The organism is Pseudoalteromonas sp. R3 (genome assembly GCF_004014715.1).
In the GTDB taxonomy this organism is placed as follows: Bacteria; Pseudomonadota; Gammaproteobacteria; order Enterobacterales; family Alteromonadaceae; genus Pseudoalteromonas.
The window spans coordinates 3,074,314-3,096,429 of sequence record NZ_CP034835.1 but is presented as its reverse complement, the minus strand read 5'-3'; the positions used below and the strand labels follow the sequence as shown (position 1 = coordinate 3,096,429).

Annotated in this window: 20 protein-coding genes and 1 pseudogene; 18 read left to right on the top strand and 3 right to left on the bottom strand. The window is 49.7% G+C overall.

All coding sequences use genetic code 11. The features are described 5' to 3' along the window. The first annotated feature begins 10 nt into the window (after positions 1-10). The 7 genes and pseudogenes from ELR70_RS18625 to ELR70_RS18595 all read left to right on the top strand — a co-directional run bounded on the left by ELR70_RS18625 (position 11) and on the right by ELR70_RS18595 (position 6,876). Positions 11-781, top strand: coding sequence for a protein phosphatase CheZ (locus tag ELR70_RS18625; protein WP_054015633.1), 771 nt, complete (start codon positions 11-13; stop codon positions 779-781). Between the two features lie 15 nt (positions 782-796). After that, positions 797-3,033 (top strand): annotated as a pseudogene (locus tag ELR70_RS18620) (chemotaxis protein CheA). Positions 3,034-3,113: 80 nt separating this feature from the next. Next, a complete protein-coding gene (locus tag ELR70_RS18615) occupies positions 3,114-4,274 on the top strand; it encodes a chemotaxis response regulator protein-glutamate methylesterase (protein ID WP_054015635.1) in 1,161 nt (386 codons plus the stop codon). Positions 4,275-4,328: 54 nt separating this feature from the next. Further along, positions 4,329-5,114 (top strand): ParA family protein, encoded by a 786-nt coding sequence (locus tag ELR70_RS18610; protein WP_054015636.1) that lies wholly within the window; start codon positions 4,329-4,331, stop codon positions 5,112-5,114. After that, on the top strand, positions 5,107-5,922 hold the full coding sequence (locus ELR70_RS18605; protein WP_054015637.1) for a chemotaxis protein CheW: 816 nt from the start codon (positions 5,107-5,109) through the stop codon (positions 5,920-5,922). Before ELR70_RS18610 ends, ELR70_RS18605 begins: the two co-directional genes overlap by 8 nt. 24 nt (positions 5,923-5,946) lie before the next feature. Next, positions 5,947-6,444: a chemotaxis protein CheW gene (locus tag ELR70_RS18600; RefSeq protein WP_010385708.1), complete on the top strand. Its 498-nt coding sequence runs from the start codon at positions 5,947-5,949 to the stop codon at positions 6,442-6,444. 3 nt (positions 6,445-6,447) lie between these two features. Then, positions 6,448-6,876, top strand: coding sequence for a DUF2802 domain-containing protein (locus ELR70_RS18595; RefSeq protein WP_054015638.1), 429 nt, complete (start codon positions 6,448-6,450; stop codon positions 6,874-6,876). A 116-nt stretch (positions 6,877-6,992) separates the two neighbouring features. On the opposite strand, the gene ELR70_RS18590 is transcribed toward ELR70_RS18595, so the two are convergent. Next, complete coding sequence (locus ELR70_RS18590) at positions 6,993-7,289, bottom strand: EscU/YscU/HrcU family type III secretion system export apparatus switch protein (protein ID WP_054015639.1); 297 nt, start codon at positions 7,287-7,289, stop codon at positions 6,993-6,995. A gap of 383 nt (positions 7,290-7,672) precedes the next feature. After that, positions 7,673-10,249 carry a flagellar hook-length control protein FliK gene (locus ELR70_RS18585; protein ID WP_054015640.1) on the bottom strand — a complete coding sequence of 859 codons (2,577 nt, stop codon included), beginning with the start codon at positions 10,247-10,249 and terminating at the stop codon, positions 7,673-7,675. 104 nt (positions 10,250-10,353) lie between these two features. Between ELR70_RS18585 and ccmA the strand changes: the two genes are divergently transcribed. The 11 genes from ccmA (at position 10,354) to ELR70_RS18530 (ending at position 19,922) form a co-directional block, all read left to right on the top strand. After that, positions 10,354-10,977, top strand: coding sequence for a cytochrome c biogenesis heme-transporting ATPase CcmA (gene ccmA / locus ELR70_RS18580; protein WP_082353204.1), 624 nt, complete (start codon positions 10,354-10,356; stop codon positions 10,975-10,977). After that, positions 10,977-11,663 (top strand): heme exporter protein CcmB, encoded by a 687-nt coding sequence (gene ccmB / locus ELR70_RS18575; protein WP_046003892.1) that lies wholly within the window; start codon positions 10,977-10,979, stop codon positions 11,661-11,663. Before ccmA ends, ccmB begins: the two co-directional genes overlap by 1 nt. 1 nt (position 11,664) lies before the next feature. Further along, entirely contained in the window at positions 11,665-12,402 is a 738-nt protein-coding gene (locus ELR70_RS18570; RefSeq protein ID WP_054015642.1) for a heme ABC transporter permease, read from the top strand. Positions 12,403-12,404: 2 nt separating this feature from the next. Continuing rightward, complete coding sequence (gene ccmD, locus ELR70_RS18565) at positions 12,405-12,608, top strand: heme exporter protein CcmD (RefSeq protein WP_054015643.1); 204 nt, start codon at positions 12,405-12,407, stop codon at positions 12,606-12,608. Beyond that, entirely contained in the window at positions 12,605-13,084 is a 480-nt protein-coding gene (gene ccmE, locus ELR70_RS18560) for a cytochrome c maturation protein CcmE (RefSeq protein WP_054015644.1), read from the top strand. The genes ccmD and ccmE overlap by 4 nt, the downstream gene beginning before the upstream one ends. A gap of 1 nt (position 13,085) precedes the next feature. Continuing rightward, positions 13,086-15,041, top strand: coding sequence for a heme lyase CcmF/NrfE family subunit (locus ELR70_RS18555; RefSeq protein WP_054015645.1), 1,956 nt, complete (start codon positions 13,086-13,088; stop codon positions 15,039-15,041). Next, a complete protein-coding gene (locus ELR70_RS18550; protein ID WP_054015646.1) occupies positions 15,041-15,613 on the top strand; it encodes a redoxin family protein in 573 nt (190 codons plus the stop codon). Before ELR70_RS18555 ends, ELR70_RS18550 begins: the two co-directional genes overlap by 1 nt. Next, positions 15,610-16,083 carry a cytochrome c-type biogenesis protein gene (locus ELR70_RS18545; RefSeq protein WP_054015647.1) on the top strand — a complete coding sequence of 158 codons (474 nt, stop codon included), beginning with the start codon at positions 15,610-15,612 and terminating at the stop codon, positions 16,081-16,083. Before ELR70_RS18550 ends, ELR70_RS18545 begins: the two co-directional genes overlap by 4 nt. Before the next feature lie 5 nt (positions 16,084-16,088). Further along, positions 16,089-17,354: a c-type cytochrome biogenesis protein CcmI gene (ccmI, locus tag ELR70_RS18540; protein ID WP_054015839.1), complete on the top strand. Its 1,266-nt coding sequence runs from the start codon at positions 16,089-16,091 to the stop codon at positions 17,352-17,354. Then, positions 17,355-18,086, top strand: a complete 732-nt coding sequence (locus tag ELR70_RS18535) for a VacJ family lipoprotein (RefSeq protein WP_054015648.1) — start codon at positions 17,355-17,357, stop codon at positions 18,084-18,086. Between the two features lie 219 nt (positions 18,087-18,305). Further along, positions 18,306-19,922 carry a hypothetical protein gene (locus ELR70_RS18530; RefSeq protein ID WP_054015649.1) on the top strand — a complete coding sequence of 539 codons (1,617 nt, stop codon included), beginning with the start codon at positions 18,306-18,308 and terminating at the stop codon, positions 19,920-19,922. A 35-nt stretch (positions 19,923-19,957) separates the two neighbouring features. Here the strand turns inward: ELR70_RS18530 and ELR70_RS18525 are convergent, their stop codons facing one another. Beyond that, on the bottom strand, positions 19,958-22,009 hold the full coding sequence (locus ELR70_RS18525; RefSeq protein WP_082353205.1) for a TonB-dependent copper receptor: 2,052 nt from the start codon (positions 22,007-22,009) through the stop codon (positions 19,958-19,960). Positions 22,010-22,116: the final 107 nt, after the last annotated feature.

Here is a 22,116-nt window from a genome sequence, read left to right as displayed (position 1 = left end):
GGGTAGGCTTATGTCAACATCTTCTGTGCCACAGATAACTCTGGAACAGGCTAAACTGCTCGTTGAATACCTAGAACAAGGTGAGCAGGAAAAGGCTGATGAGATATTAATTGAGGCCACTAACAAAGAACAATCAGAGCTATTCGCTGAAGTGGGTAAGCTGACTCGACAACTTCATGAATCATTGAAAAACTTTGAGTTAGATACCCGTTTAGCTGATCTCACGACAGAAGCCATTCCAGATGCGAAGCAGCGCCTAAATTATGTCATGGAGATGACAGAAAGCGCGGCTAATAAAACCATGGATGCCGTAGAAGCGAGTCTTCCCTTAGCCCAAGAACTTGCCGATGAACTCTCAGAAATCAAACCCACTTGGGACAGACTGATGAGCCGGGATATCCAGCTTGGAGAGTTCAAATCTTTATGTCACGATCTTGACAGTTTTATGCAGTCGTCCAGAGGCCGTACAGATGAATTACAGAGTCTGATGACCAACGTACTGATGGCGCAAGATTATCAAGATTTAACCGGACAGGTGATCCGGCGTGTTATAGAGCTGGTTCGTGAAGTAGAAGACAGCCTTATTCACTTGTTGACTGTATTCGGCAGTGCAGATGAAAGTCAACAAACTGCAGCCCAGCCGCAGTCACAAACTAAAGCCACCCCCGTTGCTGATGAGTTATCAGGTCCAGAGGGTCCAATAATGGACGCTGAGTCTCGAGATGATGTCGTATCCGGGCAGGACGAAGTTGATGACCTGTTGTCTAGTTTGGGCTTCTAATAGGAGAGTATGCGAATGAGCTTTGAAGTCGATGAAGATATCTTACAAGACTTTCTTGTTGAAGCTGGGGAAATACTCGAACAGTTATCAGAGCAGCTTGTCGAACTAGAAAATAATCCGGAAGATAAAGAGCTGTTAAATGCCATTTTCCGAGGCTTCCATACCGTCAAAGGGGGGGCTGGCTTCTTAAGCATGACCGAACTGGTTGATGCCTGTCATGGTGCGGAAAACGTGTTTGATGTCCTACGTCAAGGGCAGCGTCACGTTACGGCTGAGTTGATGGATGTGATTTTACAGTCACTGGACACTATCAACGAAATGTTCTCGTGTATCCAAAACCGCGAACAACCCGAGCCAGCTGATCCCCATTTGTTGGAGGTGTTACACCAACTTAGTCAGCCGGAATCTGAAGATGAGGTGATTGCTGCTCCAGCCGCTGCAGAGCCTGAGCCAGTTGTCGCGACACCCAGTGCTGACGATGTGCTTTTTGATGCACCGTCCGATCCTGTAAGCGAGTCTTCTGGTGAAAGCTCTGACAGCATTGATGAAATATCCGAAGAAGAATTTGAGAGTTTGCTGGACGAACTACACGGTTCAGGAAACGGTCCATCGGCAGCTTCACAAGAACCGGCTAAGCCGAGCGCTGCACCAAGCTCTCCGAGCAGCGATGACGGTGATATTACCGACGACGAATTCGACAGTTTGTTAGACGAGCTACACGGCGTTGGACAATTTGGTGCAACACCTGCTGCCGCAGCACCCACACCGGCACCACAACAACCCGCAGCTGCTGAAAAGGCACCTGTGTCGGGTGGTGATGACGACGAGATTAATGACGACGAATTTGAAGCCTTACTGGATGAGTTACACGGTAAAGGGCAAGCGCCTAAGTCAACAGAAGCAGATGTAGCTGCGCCTAGCGAAGCCGCAAAAGCACCGCCTAAGCCAGAACCTAAGCCGGCAGCACCTGCAGCTAAACCTGCACCGGCGCCAGCGCCAGCAGCCAAAGCTCCAGCTGCAAAACCCGCATCTGAGGCTAAGCCGGCAGCAGATAATAAAGCGGTAGCGAAGAAACCTGCCGCGCAAGCTGAAACCACAGTTCGGGTTGATACCAAACGCCTGGATGAGATCATGAATATGGTCGGTGAGTTAGTGTTAGTGCGTAACCGCTTGGTTAGTTTGGCCAATAACTCCAACAGCGAAGCAATGGGCAAGGCAATTTCAAACCTGGATGTGGTTACAGCAGACCTTCAGGGTGCTGTCATGAAGACCCGGATGCAGCCAATTAAGAAAGTATTTGGCCGCTTCCCCAGGGTTGTTCGTGATTTGGCTCGTAGTCTTAAGAAAGACATTAGCCTGGTATTGGAAGGGGAAGATACCGATCTGGATAAAAACCTGGTTGAAGCCCTTGCGGATCCCTTGGTTCACTTGGTTCGAAACTCAGTGGATCATGGTATTGAAATGCCAGACGTGCGTGAAGCCGCAGGTAAATCAAGAACCGGTACAGTGACGCTATCTGCATCTCAGGAGGGCGACCACATTCTGTTGACCATCCGTGACGATGGGGCAGGTATGGACCCTGAGAAGCTGAAGAAAATTGCTATCAGCAAAGGTGTTATTGACTCTGATCAGGCAAGTCGCTTATCAGATAACGAGGCATACAACCTCATTTTCGCACCTGGTTTCTCAACCAAAGAACAAATTTCCGACATCTCTGGCCGAGGTGTGGGTATGGATGTGGTCAAAACCAAGATCACTCAGCTCAATGGTTCTGTTAATATCCAGTCTGAGTTGGGCGTGGGCACTATCCTTGAAATCAAAGTGCCTCTGACATTGGCAATCTTGCCAACCTTAATGGTTATGATTGGTCAGCAAACATTTGCTCTGCCGCTTGCCGGCGTGAGCGAAATTTTCCACCTGGATTTGACTAAGACTAATGTCGTTGATGGGCAACTGACCATTATAGTACGTGAAAAGGCCATCCCTTTGTTCTACCTGGAGCACTGGCTTGTGAAAGGTGCTGACAGAGGCGCTCGCAAGGCTGAAGGGCACGTTGTCATCGTTCAGATGGGCACCAAGCAGGTTGGGTTTGTTGTTGATTCTCTTATCGGCCAGGAAGAGGTGGTAATTAAACCGCTTGACGCCTTGTTGCAAGGTACACCTGGTATGGCCGGGGCAACAATCACTTCTGATGGTGGTATCGCGCTTATCCTGGACGTCCCAGCATGTTGAAATATTACGCCGGTAAGTAAATACCTGGCGAATTTATACCGACAAAGTGGTGTCTTTGACACCACTTTTCGGATCTGTAACGAATAAAAGAGCAATGCCAATGGCAGTTAAAGTATTAGTTGTAGATGACTCGAGCTTCTTTCGTCGCCGAGTGAGTGAAATACTAGAAAAAGATCCAGAAATTCAAGTGATTGATTTTGCGGTAAATGGTCAGGAAGCAGTCGATAAAGCTGCTCGCCTCAGACCGGATGTGATCACTATGGATGTGGAAATGCCGGTGATGGATGGTATCAGCGCAGTGAAGCAGATCATGCAGAGCTCACCCACTCCTATTCTGATGTTTTCGTCGTTAACGCGTGAAGGTGCCAGTGCGACTCTGGATGCATTAGATGCAGGTGCAGTCGACTTCTTGCCCAAAAAGTTCGAGGATATTGCACGTAATAGTGAAGACGCGATCCGCTCTTTGCAAAACAAAGTCAAAGAGATCGGCAGACGCCGGGTAAGCAGATTTACCCGCCCGATCAGTTCTTCGTCAACGCCTTCACCTACTAGAAGTACAACAACCGCTGCGTCCTCGGGGTTGCGTTCAACGGCCAAACCGATAGCACAGCCAGACCGTTCTTTTTCAAGGCCAGCGGCCGACACTCCAAGTACTGGCGCGTCGTTTAAGGCGTCAGGCAAAAAATACCAAATTGTTGCAATTGGCACCTCGACAGGTGGTCCGGTTGCACTTCAAACAATTCTGACTCAGCTGCCAGCGAACTTTCCGCATCCGATCCTGCTGATCCAGCATATGCCGGCGGCATTCACCCCAGCATTTGCACAGCGCCTGAATAGCTTATGTAAAATCAAAGTGAAAGAAGCCGAGCAGGGTGACAGGTTACAACCTGGTGTTGCCTATCTGGCGCCGGGCGGCCAGCAGATGCTGGTTGAAGCCAGAGGTGGTAGCAAAACTCTGAAAGTGTTTGAAGATGATAGCCCCCGTATTACCTATAAACCCAGTGTTGATGTCACTTTTGCCAGTACCGCCAAAGCATACGGAGGAGATGTGCTAGCTGTGATCCTGACTGGTATGGGAGCAGATGGGCGTGATGGTGCCAGAATGTTGAAACAAAGTGGTGCGACTATTTGGGCACAGGATGAAAAAACCTGTGTGGTATATGGTATGCCACAAGCTGTTGCCAGCGCCGGTATTTCGTCAGAAGATATCGCTTTACAGGATGTTGCACTGAGAATAAACAAAGAGATAGGTTGTGCATAGTTGATATATGCCTGAATACTTGACTGTGTTTGGCCGAAGGAATAAAAGAAAAACGTGAAAATCTGGACGGTAGCAAACCAAAAAGGCGGGGTGGGTAAAACCACCACTACAGTGAGTCTCGGCGGGATCCTGGCGCTTCAGGGAAAGCGAGTATTGTTAATCGATACAGACCCTCATGCGTCATTGACTTACTACTTCGGCATTGACTCAGAAGAGTTAGAGGTCAGTGTATACGATATCTTTATTCGTGGCTCAAACATGGCCAGTGAGGAGATCTTGCAGGCACTTTGTCCATCAACCATAGAGAATTTGGATATTCTGCCGGCGACTATGGCCATTGCTACGCTAGACCGTAGTATGGGTAACCGCTCCGGTATGGGACTTATCCTGAAAAAGGCGCTTGCCAAGATCAGCGAGCACTACGACTATGCTATCCTTGACTGCCCTCCAGTACTAGGAGTGCTCATGGTCAATGCACTTGCCGCGAGCGAACGAATCTTAATCCCGGTGCAAACAGAGTTTTTGGCTCTAAAGGGATTAGATCGCATGATGCGAACAATGTCATTAATGCAAAGTTCGCATTCCAAGCAATATCAATATACTATAGTGCCAACTATGTATGATAAGCGCACAAAAGCATCTCTTGAAGCATACAAATCTCTGGTGGAAACCTATCAGGATAAAGTTTGGCCCGGGGTTATCCCTGTCGATACCAAATTCAGAGATGCCAGTCTAGCGCAACAGGTGCCAGTTCAGTATTGTCCAAAATCACGCGGCGTTTATGCGTATAGAGCCTTACTGGAACATCTGGCAGAAGTTGATAGAGGTAACGATGAGTAAGCATCTGTTTGCCAATGAACAGGTCATGAAACAGTATTTGGGTGCTTTGTTACGCGAAGAAGAGGAAGATGAAGTCGCGCTTGCACCTGTCGCGAAGCTTTTGGAATCAGTGCCTGAAGCGCAAGAGAGTCTTGCAACATCAGGCCCGGCTGAGCAAAGCGTTGCCGATGATATCGTTACTGAAGCATTACCAGAACCAATCGCTGCTGAGCCTACGGCAGAATTGGCTGTATCTCATGAAGTTGAGCCGCAAGAGCAGGTAATAACCCCGGCTGATGATCTTGAGATAACTGAAAATACTACTATTATCAAAGAAGAAGCTGAACAGGCTGTGCCGGCTCGTGCGCGGGATGCCTATCTTGAAAATGAGTTTCAGGCGTTATTCTTTGAAGTTGCCGGGCTGACTTTAGCGGTGCCGTTAAAGTCGCTTGGTGGCATACACCAGCTTACAGAAGTTAATCAGTTGTTTGGTAAGCCAAAATGGTTTAAAGGTGTGATGCTCAACCGGGAAGAAAAGCTCAATGTTGTAGATACTGCACGTTGGGTTATGCCGGAAAAGTTTACACCTGAGCTGGAAGAAAAGCTTAATTACCAGTATCTGATCATGCTGGGAGATAGCCAGTGGGGACTATTGGCAGAAAATCTGGTCAATAATATTACGTTGAAACCAGAAGACGTTAAATGGCGAACGGCCGACGGTAAAAGACCATGGCTGGCGGGCGTCATTAAAGAAAAAATGTGCGCACTGATAGATGTTGAGAATTTAAATCGATTGCTAGAGCATGGCCTCGATAGCCGAGAGCAGTAACTAGCATCTAACTGGAGTAAAATCATGAGTCAAGAGAGAATACTTTCGGCTGATAAAAATGCAGATAGTAATGATGAAGTCCTTCAGTGGGTTACCTATAAGCTAGAGGATGAAACCTACGGCATTAACGTAATGCAGGTGCAGGAAGTATTACGCTATACCGAGATTGCCCCTGTGCCAGGTGCGCCAACTTACGTACTTGGGATCATCAATCTCCGTGGTAACGTGGTCACTGTCATTGATACTCGCTCTCGCTTTGGGTTGCCTAGTTCAGAAGTAACTGACAACTCTCGTATCGTGATCATTGAGGCTGAAAAGCAGGTAGTCGGTATTTTGGTCGACAGCGTAGCCGAAGTGGTGTACTTGCGCAGCTCTGAGATTGATAGCGCGCCAAACATTGGCACCGAAGAGAGCGCGAAGTTCATTCAGGGCGTGTCCAACCGTGAGGGCGAGCTACTTATTCTTGTTGATTTGAACAAACTACTCAGCGATGATGAGTGGGATGAGTTGAGCCATATTTAACCCGTGCAAGCAGTAACCCAAAACGAGATTTTATTGCTCCTGGTCATTGCCTCAAGCCTGCTATGTTTAGTGTGCTTGGGGTTTATTTTTGCGCTGAGTAAAAAAGTACAACAACAAAACCATGAACACGGTAAGTTGCTTCAGCATATGAAGCGAGAAAACGAGCAAGTTGCTATCTTACGCAGTGAAATCGCCGAAGTTCGCGCCAGTGTACTGAGTATTGGAAAACGCCTGGTTGCTTGCGAGAATTACGCAAAGGATCTGGCCCAGCAACAGGCCGCGCAAAAGTACGATGATCCGGATGCTAAAATTTACTCACGCGCAGTCAAAATGGTTGAACTGGGCGCAGACATAGAAGAAATCATGCGCGAGTGTGAACTGCCACGCGCTGAAGCAGAACTGTTAATGTCCCTACACAACAAGCAATCATAGTGTTGCTCATAACCAGTTAACGAGAAAAAGCGGAATCAAACCTGCTTTTTTTCGTTGGCTGTAGCTCTTTTTCTCAGTCTATTTCGCGCACTCGATAACTCTCCGGTGAAAGGGCCTCAGGCCTTGATATTCAGCTTACCCTGAAAGTTTTTCCAGCCGGGGGGAAATTTACCGCGCAGAACATACGAAAAAGCAATCAGCTCTGCAATCACATAATAGAGTTCTTTGGGGATTTCTTCGTGCAAGTCAAGCTGGCTGAGCGTCTGGACCAAAGTGGCATCTTCATGGATCATGATGTCTTTCTCTTTGGCAAGTGCAATGATCTCTTCGGCAAGTTCTCCAAAGCCCTTACAGACGACTTCGGGCGACTTACCCGCTTCATATAACAGGCCAATGGCGGTTTTTTGTTCCATAACATTTAACTATACAGACATCTTAGTATCAAAGTAGCATGTAACACCGTCAGATAAAAACCCTTACCCGGATTAATATCCGGATAAGGGGGGCAATTTGGCAGTTATACCAATTTGCTTAATTAAGTGTTCTACTTTGAGGCAACACAATAGGGTCGATAACACCGCTTCGCGTCCCGCTACCGCTGAGGCACTTATATTCATATAGGCGAGGCAAAAATTTGCGAACTCATACCTTAAGTAAAGGTTCTAAATGAGAAATTTTTAACACAGCTAGCGTTATATTTGCTCCGTCAAATTGAGCAGGCATTAAGTGAAATCGGTATTGCGTTACACTCTAACTTATGGAAAACAGGCTGTGATCCTGACGAGCAAAATTTAAGTTACACCTGAATACTCACAATGGCGTGGCTGTCGTAAAAGCGCTTCACCTGGGAGGCATCTTCGCGTAACTCTATCTCACCGACCTGAAGGCCATGTGCGGCCAGCTTGCTGCGTAGTGCATCCAGGTGGGGTTGAGCCAGCTGACAAACCGACGCGCTGTCACCAACAATCTCGCAATCGACGGCTTTGTCCATCAACTCAGCTTGCACACTTAGCTGGCCAAGTTTTGCATAGTCGAAGTTAAGCCGCACAAACCAGACTTGTTTTTCTGGCATATTGGCTTTGGCCGGTTTTTTGTATTTACCTATCTGTAATTCACTCTGGCGACATTCCTGTGGCAATTTGAGGGGCATAAATAAATTGATCAGCAACTGACTTTCGCTATCGAACTTTTGTGCCAGTGGCGGTGGACTGGCATTGTTGGCTAAGTTGTTTTGCAACAGCGCCAGGTCGTCCATCAAACGAGACTGGGCTTGCTGAGTCACCGCCTGCATAAACTGACCGGGAGACGAGAGTTTAGTACCGGGCTGCAGGGTTTCAACCAGGGCTGCAACACGCTGCTCCAGGTTAGTTTGCGGCGGTAAGTCCTGGGCCTTGGCTGTCAGTTGGGTGCCGAGTAAAGTAACGATGAGCTTGTCCAGTGCTTGCGCAAAGCTGCTGTTGGGCAAAGTGGGTTGGATCTGGCTGGCAAGCGCCGGCAACCGTGCAAACAGTTCATGGCTCACCTGCTCCGGAGAGTGGCGCGTTTCGTCCATCATTTTACTAAAGGCCTGATGCACCAGGCGCATCAGATCGGCCGACTGCGGGCTGCGAAATTGCTGAGTTGCAGACAGGGTTTCACTGAGCTGTTGTTGCAGTGGGGGGCCCGATTGTGTCGGTGTTGCCTCTATCTGGCGCAGTGTTTTACTCAGGATCTGGGCGATTGGCAAAGATAAACTAGGTTTGGCCGATGCTGCCTGCTCAGCTTTTGCTGAGCTTATTTGGCTTGGTTGGTTGTCAGTGGTTTTACCTGCCGACTCGTCACTCATTGTTTGTGCCTGTTGTAACTGAGGGTTTATAAGCTGCGCGCTGTAAGGCTTTTGTTGAGGAACCACGGCAGCAAATACCTGTTGGAGTATTGCCAGACGTTGAACAAACGCGCTGGACGGCTGCGAAGCAGCAGCTGGTTTGTCTGCAATTGCAGGCGCGCCCGTCTGTGCATCTTTGGCTGTGGCAGCAGAGCCAAAGGCCGGTATCGGCGCAGGTGCGTGTGACAAAGCCTTACTGATTTTGCTTGGTTCTTGTGGTGTTGCCCCGGCTGGTGCCGAGCCGGTATTGCGTTCAGCGACTGGGCTACCTGAAGATGATACAGGGGTTTGCACGTTACCTTTAGGTGTAGCCTGCTTAGTGATGTTAGTAAATACTTGCTCTACGTTATCCAATAGCTGTAAAAGAGGTTGGCTGTGTACAGGAGTCATGCTTTTTAGTACCAGCGCGGCATTGTTGGCTGCACTGTGAGGTAAAGTCGCATTGGGTGATTTGGCAGCTGTGGCAGGCGGCTGATTGACTGTCGGTGCTTGAGGGCCCTGAGCTTGTTTGGTGTTGAAAAAGGGCCTGGACAGTAGCTGCCCCAGGGCTTGTTTGACCGTCTGTTTTATGTCTGCCATTGAGACGTTGAGCAAAGGCTTGTCGTAGCTGAGTGTAGACTTACTGTCAGACGCAGGGCTAATGGCTTTTTCCAGCTCGGCGGCGAAACGGTGTGTGGCCAGTTTGGGCAGTGCCTGCTGTAAAGGCGTGGCCAGTTTTACCTCAGTTGATTGCCTGGCTACGCCGATTTGCAGCCCGTCCGGCTGGGCTTTTAGCTGAGCATTGAACCAGCTGTTGAGCTTCAGCGCACTCTGGGCTTCAGGGGTCTTCACTTCAACCTGCTGGTTGGCAAGCTGTAATGTGGCATTGCTGCGGCCAAGCTTAATCTTGGGTTGCTCCTGATTGCCAAGTTGGGCCAGTAAGGAGGTTAGTTTGTGTTTACTTACCTGGGCTTTCATCAGCTCATCGCCAAAGGCATTAAAAATCTGTAGCAGCAAGTTATTCTGCCGTGCACTGAGGTTGGCGACGAGTTTATTCTCTTGTTTGAGTAAGTCTGCCAGGGCAGGGGGAACCGGCAGTGCCAGGCCGATTTTTTCCAGCATTAAAGTGGATTGATTGCTGCCTTTAAGCTGCGCATCCAGCTGTAACGCACTTTGTTTGCCAAGCCCTTTGAGCAGACTCAGCATGCTCAGCAAAGTTTGTGTGGGTTTGATCTGTAATTTCAGTTCCGGGGTGCTAACCGTCAGCAGTGTGCCGTCGGCACTGAGCTTGACCTCGGCTTCGGGCAATTTCAGCGGCTGCTGCAACTGGCTCTGACTGGCCAGTCGTACGCCTTGCCAGCGGCCATCTATGGTAACCTCCATTTGAATGCTGTCGGGCTTGATCACCAAATTGCGGGCATTGAAGGTCTGTTCAGTCGCTGCGGTAGTGTTTGCTGATGACCCGCGTTCATTCAGCTGTGATGTGGCCAAATGTGCATTGTTTTGAATAGAAATCGTCGGCTTATTCATTATTTTAAATCAAATTTTCGTTGATCGGTCGCATCCAATTATTCGTATTACCCTACCATTATGATAGACTAACGCCCAATTTTTTAGCGTCAGAGAGTCGCGCCTTGCTAGAGATTAAGTCCGTCACGTGTGTAAAACAGGACCGCTGTTTATTTGAGTCATTGAGTTTTTCGCTTCAGGCGGGTCAGATCATGCAAGTTGAAGGCCCAAATGGTGCAGGTAAAACGTCTTTATTACGTATTATCGCTGGTTTTGCCCGTGCCGACGAAGGCCAGATCTGTTTTGAAGGCCAGGACATTAGCCGGGACTACGATACCTTCGCCGAGTCTTTGCTGTTTATCGGGCACAAAACCGGTGTAAACCAACAACTGACGGCCTATGAAAACGTCCAGTACTGGTTACAGGTTCACGGTTACGGGGCAGACGAAGACGAAATCTACACGCTGCTAGGCCAGCTTGGCCTAGTTGGGCTGGAAGATGTTCCCGTTCGGACCCTCTCCGCAGGTCAGCAACGTCGGGTCGCGCTGGTGCGGCTATGGTTGAATAAAGCCCGCCTGTGGATCCTCGACGAGCCCTTTACTGCACTCGATAAAAAAGGCGTCGCGCTGCTGCAACAGCAGTTTGAATCGCACCTGGCAAATGGTGGCGCCATTTTACTGACTACTCACCAGGATCTGACGACTCAGTTCAGCTCCCTGAAAACCCTGGCTCTGGAGTACCGCCATTAATGAAGGTTGAGCATTCTTACTGGCATTTATTTGTCGCTGTTTATCGTAAAGATGTGACTTTGGCTTTTCGCCAACGCGCCGAAATCGTAAACCCACTTCTGTTTTTTCTGATAGTCATTTCGTTATTTCCGTTGGCAATTGGACCCGAACCGGCCTTGCTGGGGCGCATGGCTGCAGGTATCATTTGGGTAGCCGCGCTGCTGTCGACCATGCTGGGTTTGGACAAGCTATTTCGCGATGATTATGCCGACGGATCGTTGGAGCAAATGATAGCTTCACCCTATCCTATGTCTTTGTCTGTGCTGGCCAAAGTGGCCGCGCACTGGACCATCACCGGATTGCCTATGGTGCTGATGGCACCGTTATTCGCGCTGTTGATGAACCTCGACAGCCAGGCTCTGGGCGCAACCATTCTGACTTTGTTGATTGGAACGCCGTTATTAAGTTTTATTGGTGCCATAGGCGCCGCATTAACCGTGGGTCTGCAAAAAGGCGGTATTTTGATGAGTCTGCTTGTTTTGCCTTTGTATATCCCGGTTCTGATTTTCGCAACCTCTGCCATTGATACCGCCAGTATGTCGGTCGCTTATGGTGGACAACTTGCGATCCTTGGTGCCATGCTGGCCGTTGCCATCGTCACGGCGCCAATTGCCATATCGTCAGCTTTAAGAGTGAGTGTAAGTTAAAATGTGGAAGTGGTTACATCCCTATGCCAAAGCGGAGCGTGCTTACCAATTGTGTAACACCTTGCTTCCGTACTTTGTTACCGTAACGGCGGTCTGTATCGCCGTAGGATGGGTCTGGGGCCTGGCGTTTGCCCCGGCAGATTATCAGCAAAAGGACAGCTATCGCATTATCTTTATCCATGTGCCTTCGGCTATTTTATCCATGGGTGCCTATTCTTCTATGGCCATTGCCGCTATCGTTGCATTGGTGTGGCAAATTCGTAATGCGGAACTGGCCGTGATTGCCATTGCGCCGGTTGGCGCGGCGATGACCGCCATTGCCCTTATCACGGGCGCTGCCTGGGGTAAACCTATGTGGGGTGCCTGGTGGGTGTGGGATGCGCGTCTGACCTCTGAACTGATCCTATTGTTTTTGTACTTTGGTGTATTGTCTTTGTATCACGCCTTTGAGGATAAAAAATCCGGTGGTAGAGCAGCCTGTATTCTGGCCATTGTCGGGGTGATCAACCTGCCGATTATTCATTTCTCTGTTGAGTGGTGGAATACGCTGCACCAGGGCTCAACCATCACTAAATTTGATACGTCCGCCATCGACTCGTCTATGCTGTGGCCGTTGCTTATCAATATTTTAGGGTTTGCCGCCTTTGTTGGCGCGCTGTCACTGGTCCGTCTTAAAAACGAGATCCTTCAGGTCGAGAAGCACCGCCCCTGGGTGCGCCAGCTGGTTAGTCGAGGTTAAGTATGCAGTTTGAATCTTTGAGTGACTTTTTTCACATGGGCGGTTATGCCTTTTATGTCTGGTTATCGTTTGGTAGCTGTGCCTTTATCCTGCTGGGCTTGGTATGGGCATCGTTGAACGATGCTAAGCGTATTAAGCGTGAAGTCGATGCACAAATGAAGCGCGAAGCACGTATCAAACAGGCCCAAGAGGAGGCTAAAGCATGAACCCAAGACGTAAAAAGCGCTTATTTGCTGTATTGGCCGTGATATTTGGGATCGGCTCAGCGGTCGGTCTGACCCTGTATGCATTACAAGAAAACATCAATCTGTTCTATACGCCCAGTGAGTTGATTGAAGGTAAGGGCCCTGAAAAAGAGCTGCCTTATATTGGTCAGAAGCTACGCATCGGCGGCATGGTTGTACCTGGCAGTGTGGACCGGGAAGAAACGTCTCTGGATGTGACTTTTAAACTCATTGATACCGGTCCTATGGTCACTATCAAGTACCACGGTATTTTGCCAGACTTGTTCCGTGAGGGTCAGGGCATAGTTGCGCAGGGCACTCTGGTTGAACCTAATGTCATTGAAGCATTTGAAGTACTGGCAAAACACGATGAAGAGTATATGCCAGCCGAGATAGCTGAGGCCGTGAAAGGGATCAAGCACGAAAAACCCAAATATAATTTAAACAGCGAGAACTAGTATGATCCCTGAGATAGGTTATTTTTCATTGGTTCTGGCCATGGGCCTGAGCTTGCTGTTGTGTATTTTTCCTCTCTGGGGCGCTTATAACGGCAACTTACGCCTGATGCGTACAGCGCCTTCACTGGCCGTGGGTCAGTGTCTGCTGGTGCTGTTCTCTTTTGGTGTACTGATTTATATCACACTCGCCGACGACTTTACCGTTGCTTACGTTGCACATCACTCTTCCAGTACGCTGCCTTGGTATTACAAGGTCACGTCGACCTGGGGAGGCCATGAAGGCGCCATCCTGTTGTGGTTGGTGATGCAGGCAAGCTGGACGGCATTAGTTGCCATGATGTCTAAATCTCTGCCCTGGGTGCTGCGTGCACGTGTACTCGGCGTGCTGGGATTCCTGGGCGTAGGCTTTATGCTTTATACCCTGTGGATGTCGAGCCCGTTTGAGCGTTTGCTGCCTTATTACCCGGTAGAAGGGCGCGATTTGAACCCGCTGCTGCAAGATCCTGGTATGATCATTCACCCACCTTTGCTCTACATGGGGTATGTGGGCTTGTCAGTGTCCTTCTCTTTTGCAATTGCCGCACTGTTAACTGGCAAACTGGATAACACCTGGGCCAAGTGGTCGCGTCCCTGGACCATGGCGGCATGGGGCTTTTTAACCTTAGGTATTACCATAGGTAGCTGGTGGGCATACTCTGAACTAGGCTGGGGTGGCTGGTGGTTCTGGGATCCGGTTGAAAATGCCTCTTTGATGCCCTGGCTGGTGGCAACTGCACTTCTGCACTCTCTGGCTATTACAGAGAAACGCGGCGTGTTCAAATCCTGGACTGTTTTATTGGCTATCGCCGCATTTAGTTTATGTTTGTTAGGTACGTTTATTGTTCGTTCCGGCATCATTGTATCGGTACACGCGTTTGCCACCGACCCCGATCGTGGTTTGTTTATTCTGTCTTTCCTGGCCTTAGTGGTTGGCGGCAGTCTGGCACTTTACGGATTGCGGGTAAGCCAGGTTTACAGCGAAGGCCGCTACAAGCTTGTTTCCCGCGAAGTCGGGCTGTGGGTGAATAACATCTTCCTGGTCGTAGCAACCCTGATTGTATTGCTGGGCACACTGTTGCCAATGATCCATAAAGAGCTTGGACTGGGTTCCATCTCGATTGGTGTACCTTTCTTTAACCAAATGTTTGCCATCCTGATTGTGCCCTTTGCCATCTTGATGGGTATAGCGCCTATGTTGCGCTGGAAGCAAAATAAGTTGCCACCACTGGCCAAAAAGTGGGCCGCTATTTTTGTCGCCACTATCGTGATCACCAGTACCTGGCTGTTCTCCAGCTTTGATGACATCAGTACGCTGACTTATCTGGCTACCGGATTAGCGGTATGGATCTGTATCGCTACTATGGTTGATCTGGTTGAAAAAGTGAGTGTTCATCCGAGGACAGCTCAGGGTCTGAAACGCCTGGGTATGAGCTACTGGGCGATGGTGCTGGGCCATGTGGGTATCGCGTTTGTGATTGCCAGTGTGACCCTGACCTCAGCGTATTCTGTTGAACGCTCCGTGGTGATGACAAAAGGCGAAACTGCCATGCTGAACGAGTATGAGTATCGCTTTGAAGGCGTGAATGAGATCCGCGGCCCTAACTACGGTGGTCATGCCGGTGAAGTCACCGTATTTAAGGACGGCGAGTATGTAACCTTGTTACATGCAGAAAAGCGTTTGTACGATGTGGGCATGCAATTTATGACCGAAGCGGCAATTGATGATGGTTTCTTCCGCGACCTTTACCTGGCGCTGGGCGAGTCCATGGGCAATGGTGCCTGGTCACTGCGTATTTACCATAAACCTTACGTTCGCTGGATGTGGCTAGGCGGTATTCTGATCTCCCTGGCTGGTTTTATAGTTCTGGCCGATAAACGTTATCGTCGCCGTAAGCAACCCTCTGTGGAGCACGCATAATGAACAAGAAGTTTTTAGGCCTGGTGCCACTGCTGATCTTTGTATTGTTGTGTGTGTTCTTGTATCAGGGATTGTTCGGTAACCCCAGAGAGCTGCAAACTGGCCGCCTGGGTCACACTATGCCGGCGTTCGAGTTGCCCGATCTGATGGATGAACAAAAGCGCTGGACTGATCAGGACCTGTTGGGTGAGGTATACCTGTTGAACGTGTGGGGCACCTGGTGCCCGACCTGTATCGCGGAGCTGGGTTATCTGACCGAGCTGCGTGAGCAGGGCGTACGGATCATCGGTTTATACTACGAGCAAGCCTATGATCCCGATTTTGGCGATCAGTTTGATATTAACTACCTGCGCGCCGACGTACAGCAAATGCTGTCGCGTGCAGGTGACCCTTATCAGTTTAATATCCTCGACCTTGAGCGCACTCTGGCGCTGGATTTAGGGGTTTCCGGCGCGCCGGAAACTTTCCTGGTAGATAAAAACGGTAAGATCATTTTACACCACACCGGCGACATTAATCCGCGCGTGTGGCGCAGCAAATTTGCTCCGGCAATTCAGGAGTTGCAACCATGAAAAAACTAATGCTGGCATTGGCATTACTGGCAGGACTGTGGTCGCTCAGTACCCATGCTGTTGAAGACAAATACCAGTTCAAAAATGCCGAACGAGAGCAGACCTTTAAAGAGCTGGTACAGGAACTAAGGTGCCCTAAGTGTCAGAACCAAAACATTGCGGATTCTGATGCGGTAGTTGCTAAAGACTTACGCGACCGCGTGTTGGACATGGTTCAGGAAGGCAAGTCTAAGCAAGAAGTTATCGACTTTATGATCGACCGTTATGGTTACTTTGTTCATTACCAGCCGCCCGTGACCCCGGCCACTATTGTATTGTGGGTGATGCCTGTGGTGATCCTGGTGTTAGGTTTTGGCTTTATCGTGTTCAGACAGAAAAAAGCCGCCCGTAAGCAAAGCTGGAGCCCGGAAGATGAACAAAAACTGGCTGAACTAATCAAACAAAGCCAGCGTAAGGAGCGTACTTCATGAATGACATGATGCAAATGTGGGGCATGTTTGCGCTTCTGACTGTGCTGGCAGGCCTGTTTGTGGTGATGCCGTTTTTCCGTCGTGACAAGCTGGTCGCTGTGGACCACGATGCCAATGCCGAGCGCATAGACATCTATCAGCAGCGTTTACAGGAGCTGGCAGAAGAGCTGGGTAATCAACGTATTGACAAGAGCAGTCATGATGAATCTGTACTGGAACTTAAGCGGCGGTTGCTGAACGAGTTATCACCGGAGCGTACACTGGATACACGGGGTAACAACCTGGTGCTTGCCGCGACGGGTGTGACGTTCTTGCTGGTAGTCAGTGCAGTCTTTTACTCTTTCACGGGCAGCCAAAAACAAATCGCTGACTGGTACAAAGCGGTTGATATGTTGCCCGAGTATGGTCAACGTGCGGTGATGCAAACGGGTGAGCCGCTCAGTCCGAATGAGCTTCAGGCATTTGCGCTGGGGCTGCGTACTAAGCTGGCAAACAGTGGCGACGACGCAGTTGCCTGGATGCTGCTGGGCCGTGTTGCTATGTCACTTAACGATTTTGAAATGGCCATGCAGGCATTTGATAAAGCACTGGCAATGCAACCGGACAACAGTAATGTGAAGGTCAGCTATGCTCAGGCGCTGCTGGTTGAAGGTTCTGAAAATGCCATGAACCGTGCTGCCCGCATGCTGTCTCAGGTGTTAAAGCGCGAGCCACGTAATATTGATGCGATTTCTTTATTGGCCCTGATAGCCTATGAGCGCCAGGACTGGAAAGAGTCCAAAGCGGCCTTTGAAGTTTTACTGGCGAGCATGACTCAGGACGACCCGCGTTACGCGATGATCCGTCAACGTATTGCTGAGCTGAACGAGAAGTTGAGCTCAGCACAAGCCTCACAGCCAGCAATGCCTGATGATGGGCTGCAAGTGACAGTGACACTTGCGGATGAGTTAGCTGATAAAATACCTGCAAATGCAACTTTGTTTGTCTTTGCCAAAGCGGCGGAAGGTCCGCCTATGCCATTGGCAGTCGCTAAACTTACAGATTTTAACTTGCCATTGAGTGTCAACTTGGACGATAGTATGGCGATGATGCCTAACCTCAAGCTGTCAGGGTTTAAAGAAGTGGTTGTAACAGCACGTATTTCCGTGGATGGCAACGTGGCGCTGCAACCTGGTGAGTTAGAAGGCGTGACTCAGACCATCACTTTAACCCAAGAAGTGCAGCAGGTCGCGGTTACTATCAGTCGTGTTATAACCAGCACAGGAAGCTAAATGTATAAGAAACTCGTTGGCGCCGCTTTGGCGCTAATTTTATCAGGGTGTGCGCAAGTCCCCGAAGAAAAACAAGACCCCCGAGATCCGTTGCAGTCACTCAACCGTCCCTTGTATGACTTTAATATGGATGTTCTGGACGCCTATATCTTGCGCCCCGCTGCGAAAGGGTATATTGCGATTACACCAGCACCGGTGCGCAGCAGTCTTGTAAACTTCACAACTAACCTGGCGGCACCTACAGATGCCGTGAACGCCGCCTTGCAAGCTAAACCAGGTGATGCAGGTGTCAATGTTGCACGTTTTTTGGTGAACACAACCGTGGGTATTTTTGGCTTGTTTGATGTCGCCAAGACGCTGGGCCTGGAACACAAAGATGAAGACTTTGGTCAGACACTGGGTGTTTGGGGAGTTGGTGACGGCGCTTATCTGATGATCCCGGGTTATGGCCCGTCAACGGCTCGTAACCTGACGGGTGACGTCGTCGATAATGTTGTGCTGCCAGAAATTGCTTTGTCTACACCGCAAACTATTCTGGTATTTGCGCTGCGTGCAGTCGAAGCGAGAGCCAGTCTGATGTCGCAGGAAAAATTACTTAACGAGTCGCTCGACCCGTATATCTTCCTTAAGGATGTCTATTTCCAGCGTCAGCTTTATGAACTCCACGATGGCAATCCACCCGTTGAGGAGGAGCCAGAAGAGTTCGATGAGGACTTCCTCGAGAACTTATAAACAGTAATGAGATAAGCCGGCTTAATGTCGGCTTATTTTATTCCAGCTGATCCCTTCACTCTGATAGTCAGCGCCACTCAGCACGAGTTTGGATAGTTAGGGCATACTTTCTCCGCCTAAAAACCAGATTAGATGGTCTGGCTCAGCGCCTCTATAGACACTTTGTTGACATTCACACCGTTACAGTAATTGCGATTTCACTCAACAAGGACCTATGACATGAAATACCTACAATCACTTTTGGCAGTGTGTATTGCCCTGAACCTGAGCGCCTGTGGTGATGATGACAGAATTCACCCGCCAGGCGGCGGAGGTGAGGTGCCAGACACTGGCCGAGTTGTACATGATATAGCGCTGAGCTCACCTTCAGCAGAGCGTCAATTAGTCGAAGACTTTCCGGTTGCACAGTACCTGACGTATGACGGTGGTGCGCAGCCGCTGACGAGCCTCACCAGCATTGATGTGAACTGGCCCGAGATCCATACCTTTCAGCAGGGGATTGAGGTCGGCCTGATTGATGCCTCGACGGAGTCGCTGATTTATCGTTCTCTGGATATTCAATTGAGTGCGCTGGATAGTATCGTGGCCACTGAGCTGTTTGAGCATGAATTATGGTATGTGGCAAGTAGCAACGAGTTATACAGGCGCAACCTGAACAATGACGAAACGCGCTACTGGCGATTCGGGGGCGATGTTAGTCTGACTGAACTGGCGATCGACAGCGAAAATAATCGCGAAATTTGGAGCTATGATGCGCACACGCACCAGGTATATCGCTTTACTCCAGATACAGAGCAGCTATTACGCTATCCCTTGTCAGATAATATGACGATTCAGGGGCTCTCGTTTGCTCAAGAGCAGCTCTGGCTGCTCGCGGCGGAGCAGGGTCAGGCCGTGGTATTTCAGTTTGAGGTCGTGGATGAGCAGATCAACCCGGCAAATGCCTGGATGGTGAGTGGCTTTGATCAAACCGAGTTTACCGATCTGACGCTGATGCCGGATGGTCGGATCGCGGTGGCAAGTAATGATCAGGAAAACAACCTGTTTTTACTGGCCGACAGAGACAGGTTATTGGGAGATGGCCCCATCGCAGACAGTGGTAACCTGGTCGTGCAGCAACGTTTTACGCTCCCGGCGGGGATTAAACAGCCTTCGGGTTTATGGCAGTGGCAGAGCGGCGGCTGGGAAATCGTCACCGATCAGGCCGAAGTCTTCTCGTTAAATGAAAGCCTGGAGATCCAGAGCCGCAGTGAACTGGTATTTTCCTCAATAAACTGCAGCCAAGGCTGCACAGAAGCCGTTACCGGTACAGCTGATGGGTTATTTGTACTGGCAGACAACGGGCTGGTTGGACACTTTATACAAACGGGGCAAGGTTATGAACTGGCTCGGGAGTATGCTCTCACATTACAAGGAAACGACGCGCAGCCGCTGGAGTTTGCGGGTATTGCGTATGATGAGCAAAGCAACCTTTTTTTCCTGGTGTCCGATAGTGATGATGAGTCGCAACAGGACTGGCTGTTCACGCTGGACAACCAGTTCAACCTGATATCACGTCAGCCGCTCAGTTATGCAGCTGAGACTGAAGGCAGTATTAATGAATATACCGCCCAGGGGCTATACTTTGCTGATGGCGCACTATGGCTGCTCTCGGAGCAATTCACTAAAGTGGTCAAATTGAACTTGAGCGCAGAGGTGGTGGCAGTCTACGACTTGTTACCGGAAGATATGCCGATACCCAGCGACTTGGTTGTCAAAGAAGGTAAGGTTTACCTGATTGGAGACCACGAAAACGATGAGCCAGTGCCACCATTGACTGAGTTTATCATTAAATAGTGGTTTGGGGGCAGGCCCCCAAACCGTTTGCTGGATCAAAAGCGCCAGTTCACATTGGCCCACAGCGTGCGACCAGCTTCGTTTACTTTGTCTATTTGCGCATAGCCGCTGACCATAGCGCCGGCGCGACTCAGGTGCTCGGCATAGGTTTTGTCGAGCACATTGTCGACTCCGAGACTCAATAGCATTTCATCTGAATAGCTATAGGACACATTTAGTGCCAGTGTACCAAAGCCGTGGCTGGCTCCAACGTCCTGACCGGCAATATTACCCTGGCCAATGGCAACACGATTCTGACTTTTTACGAGGCGCCATAAACCGCCAACCTGCCATTTATCCAGCGTGTAATCCATAGCTAAACGTGCCTGCAACGGTGGTTGCTGCGCGAGCGCGGTATGATCCGTTTTATTGCTGCCACGCACATAATTGATACTGGTCGTGAAATTCAGCCGTTTACTGAGCTCCATTCGGGTTTCCATTTCGAGGCCCATGGTTTGAGCATCTATGTTGCGGGTAACCGCCAATGTTTTGTCCATCACTTCGTAGCGATTGTCAGTCAGCAGATAGTCTTCAATGCGGTTGTAGAATAAAGAGACTGACGTTGTCATGCCGGATTTTTGTAACATCCAGCCGATATCCAACTGGTTAGTCTTTTCCGTCTCTAGTAAGAAGGCGCTCATGCTATCCACGCTACGGCGTCCGCCACCCATCAGCTCCCAGTAATCCGCAAAGCGTTCGCTATGGCCTGCGCCAATGTAATAGCTCATATCCTGATGCTGAACCTGATAGCGAGTAAAACCGCTCCACAGGGAATCATCTCGGGTATGATTGGCCGTGGGGTTAACCATTGGCATCATCATGGAGCCAAGTTGTTGGCGCTTATCAGTGGCAGACCAGTCATCAAGGCGTAATCCACTCACCCATTGGCTACGTATTGAGCCTTCTGTGCGCAGGGCATATTCCAGCTCGCCGAATAGTCCGGTTTGTTTAAACTCGGCGTTGTTGCGGCGCGGCATAGATTCTACTGGCATCTCTGGCTGGTTCATACTGACGCGGATACGATGGCGGTTTTGTTGATGATCGACACCATAGCTCAATGTGTGCTGTTTATTGATGACAGAAGTGAGCATGATCTTGCCACCCCAGGTACGCCGATCCGGGTTGGATGAGGTCGGGCTTTTCATCATTATATTAGGGGTGAATGTTCGCAGGCTATGGTTATCCATGATGTGATCTATGTTGTTGTAATACACATTGGCTTCCAGCGCAGTAACCAACCCTGTTAGTTCGCTCAACTCAATGTTCAGCGCAACGTGATTTCTATCGAACTTGCTGCCATCCATCATGCGATCCGCGTAGGCGACCTTGCCATCACTGCGGCCAAGGCTCAGGCTATACAGGCTGTCTTCATCCGGAGTGTAAGCAAACTCTGAGTCGAGGTTCCATTTATCATACGCGGAGTGAATGGAATTGCCTTCGCCGTCTTCATAATCATCGGCATCGCTCTTACTGGCGGCAACTCGGGCGTAGTAGTCTTGTGTACCGCCTTTGATATCGGCATTTACCATACGCTTGCCAAAACTACCTGAAGTTGCGTTGGCAAAGCCTTGCCAGCCTGCCTCACTCAGGCGCTCCGATTCGCGCTCAAAAATCACTGTGGCGGCACTGTTTCCCGGGCCATAAAGTACCGTCTGTGGGCCTTTGATCACGGTCAGCGTATCGTAGGTTTGCGGTGTAATATAGGCTGTAGGTGGATCCATACGGCCGCCACAGCCACCAAGTGTCAGGCCACCATCGGTAATAATATTCAGACGCGAACCAGCCATCCCCCGAAATACAGGATCGCTGCTGGCGCCACCTTTTTTAATCAAAGAGAAACCGGCAATACTGGACAGCAAATCGGCACCATCCTGAGCGGGTAAAGGTTGTCTGGGGGCCTTTGGATCAGTTTTGATATCCAGTGGACTATGCATGGGGGCGATAACCACGATGCGTTCCAGGCTGTCTGTGTGTTTGTCGAGTTGTGTATCCTGGCTGTGTGCAGAAAAAGCGGCGGCTACTGCAAGCCAAATGAGGTTTCTGGTCATGATCCATCCCAAAGTATTTTCACGTTTTTATTGAGAGGAATTTTACTTGCCAGACAAATGCTTGGGATGTGACAAATTGTCGCACCTGAACGGATTTAGCAGCAGAA

Bases quoted from the DNA above. Each gene is read 5' to 3' on its own strand.
- ELR70_RS18625 (WP_054015633.1), top strand. From the start codon at position 11: ATGTCAACATCTTCTGTGCCACAGATAACTCTGGAACAGGCTAAACTG.
- ELR70_RS18615 (WP_054015635.1), top strand. From the start codon at position 3,114: ATGGCAGTTAAAGTATTAGTTGTAGATGACTCGAGCTTCTTTCGTCGC.
- ELR70_RS18605 (WP_054015637.1), top strand. From the start codon at position 5,107: ATGAGTAAGCATCTGTTTGCCAATGAACAGGTCATGAAACAGTATTTG.
- ELR70_RS18600 (WP_010385708.1), top strand. From the start codon at position 5,947: ATGAGTCAAGAGAGAATACTTTCGGCTGATAAAAATGCAGATAGTAAT.
- ELR70_RS18590 (WP_054015639.1), bottom strand. From the start codon at position 7,289: ATGGAACAAAAAACCGCCATTGGCCTGTTATATGAAGCGGGTAAGTCG.
- ELR70_RS18585 (WP_054015640.1), bottom strand. From the start codon at position 10,249: ATGAATAAGCCGACGATTTCTATTCAAAACAATGCACATTTGGCCACA.
- ccmB (WP_046003892.1), top strand. From the start codon at position 10,977: ATGAAGGTTGAGCATTCTTACTGGCATTTATTTGTCGCTGTTTATCGT.
- ELR70_RS18570 (WP_054015642.1), top strand. From the start codon at position 11,665: ATGTGGAAGTGGTTACATCCCTATGCCAAAGCGGAGCGTGCTTACCAA.
- ccmD (WP_054015643.1), top strand. From the start codon at position 12,405: ATGCAGTTTGAATCTTTGAGTGACTTTTTTCACATGGGCGGTTATGCC.
- ccmE (WP_054015644.1), top strand. From the start codon at position 12,605: ATGAACCCAAGACGTAAAAAGCGCTTATTTGCTGTATTGGCCGTGATA.
- ELR70_RS18555 (WP_054015645.1), top strand. From the start codon at position 13,086: ATGATCCCTGAGATAGGTTATTTTTCATTGGTTCTGGCCATGGGCCTG.
- ELR70_RS18550 (WP_054015646.1), top strand. From the start codon at position 15,041: ATGAACAAGAAGTTTTTAGGCCTGGTGCCACTGCTGATCTTTGTATTG.
- ELR70_RS18545 (WP_054015647.1), top strand. From the start codon at position 15,610: ATGAAAAAACTAATGCTGGCATTGGCATTACTGGCAGGACTGTGGTCG.
- ccmI (WP_054015839.1), top strand. From the start codon at position 16,089: ATGATGCAAATGTGGGGCATGTTTGCGCTTCTGACTGTGCTGGCAGGC.
- ELR70_RS18535 (WP_054015648.1), top strand. From the start codon at position 17,355: ATGTATAAGAAACTCGTTGGCGCCGCTTTGGCGCTAATTTTATCAGGG.
- ELR70_RS18530 (WP_054015649.1), top strand. From the start codon at position 18,306: ATGAAATACCTACAATCACTTTTGGCAGTGTGTATTGCCCTGAACCTG.
- ELR70_RS18525 (WP_082353205.1), bottom strand. From the start codon at position 22,009: ATGACCAGAAACCTCATTTGGCTTGCAGTAGCCGCCGCTTTTTCTGCA.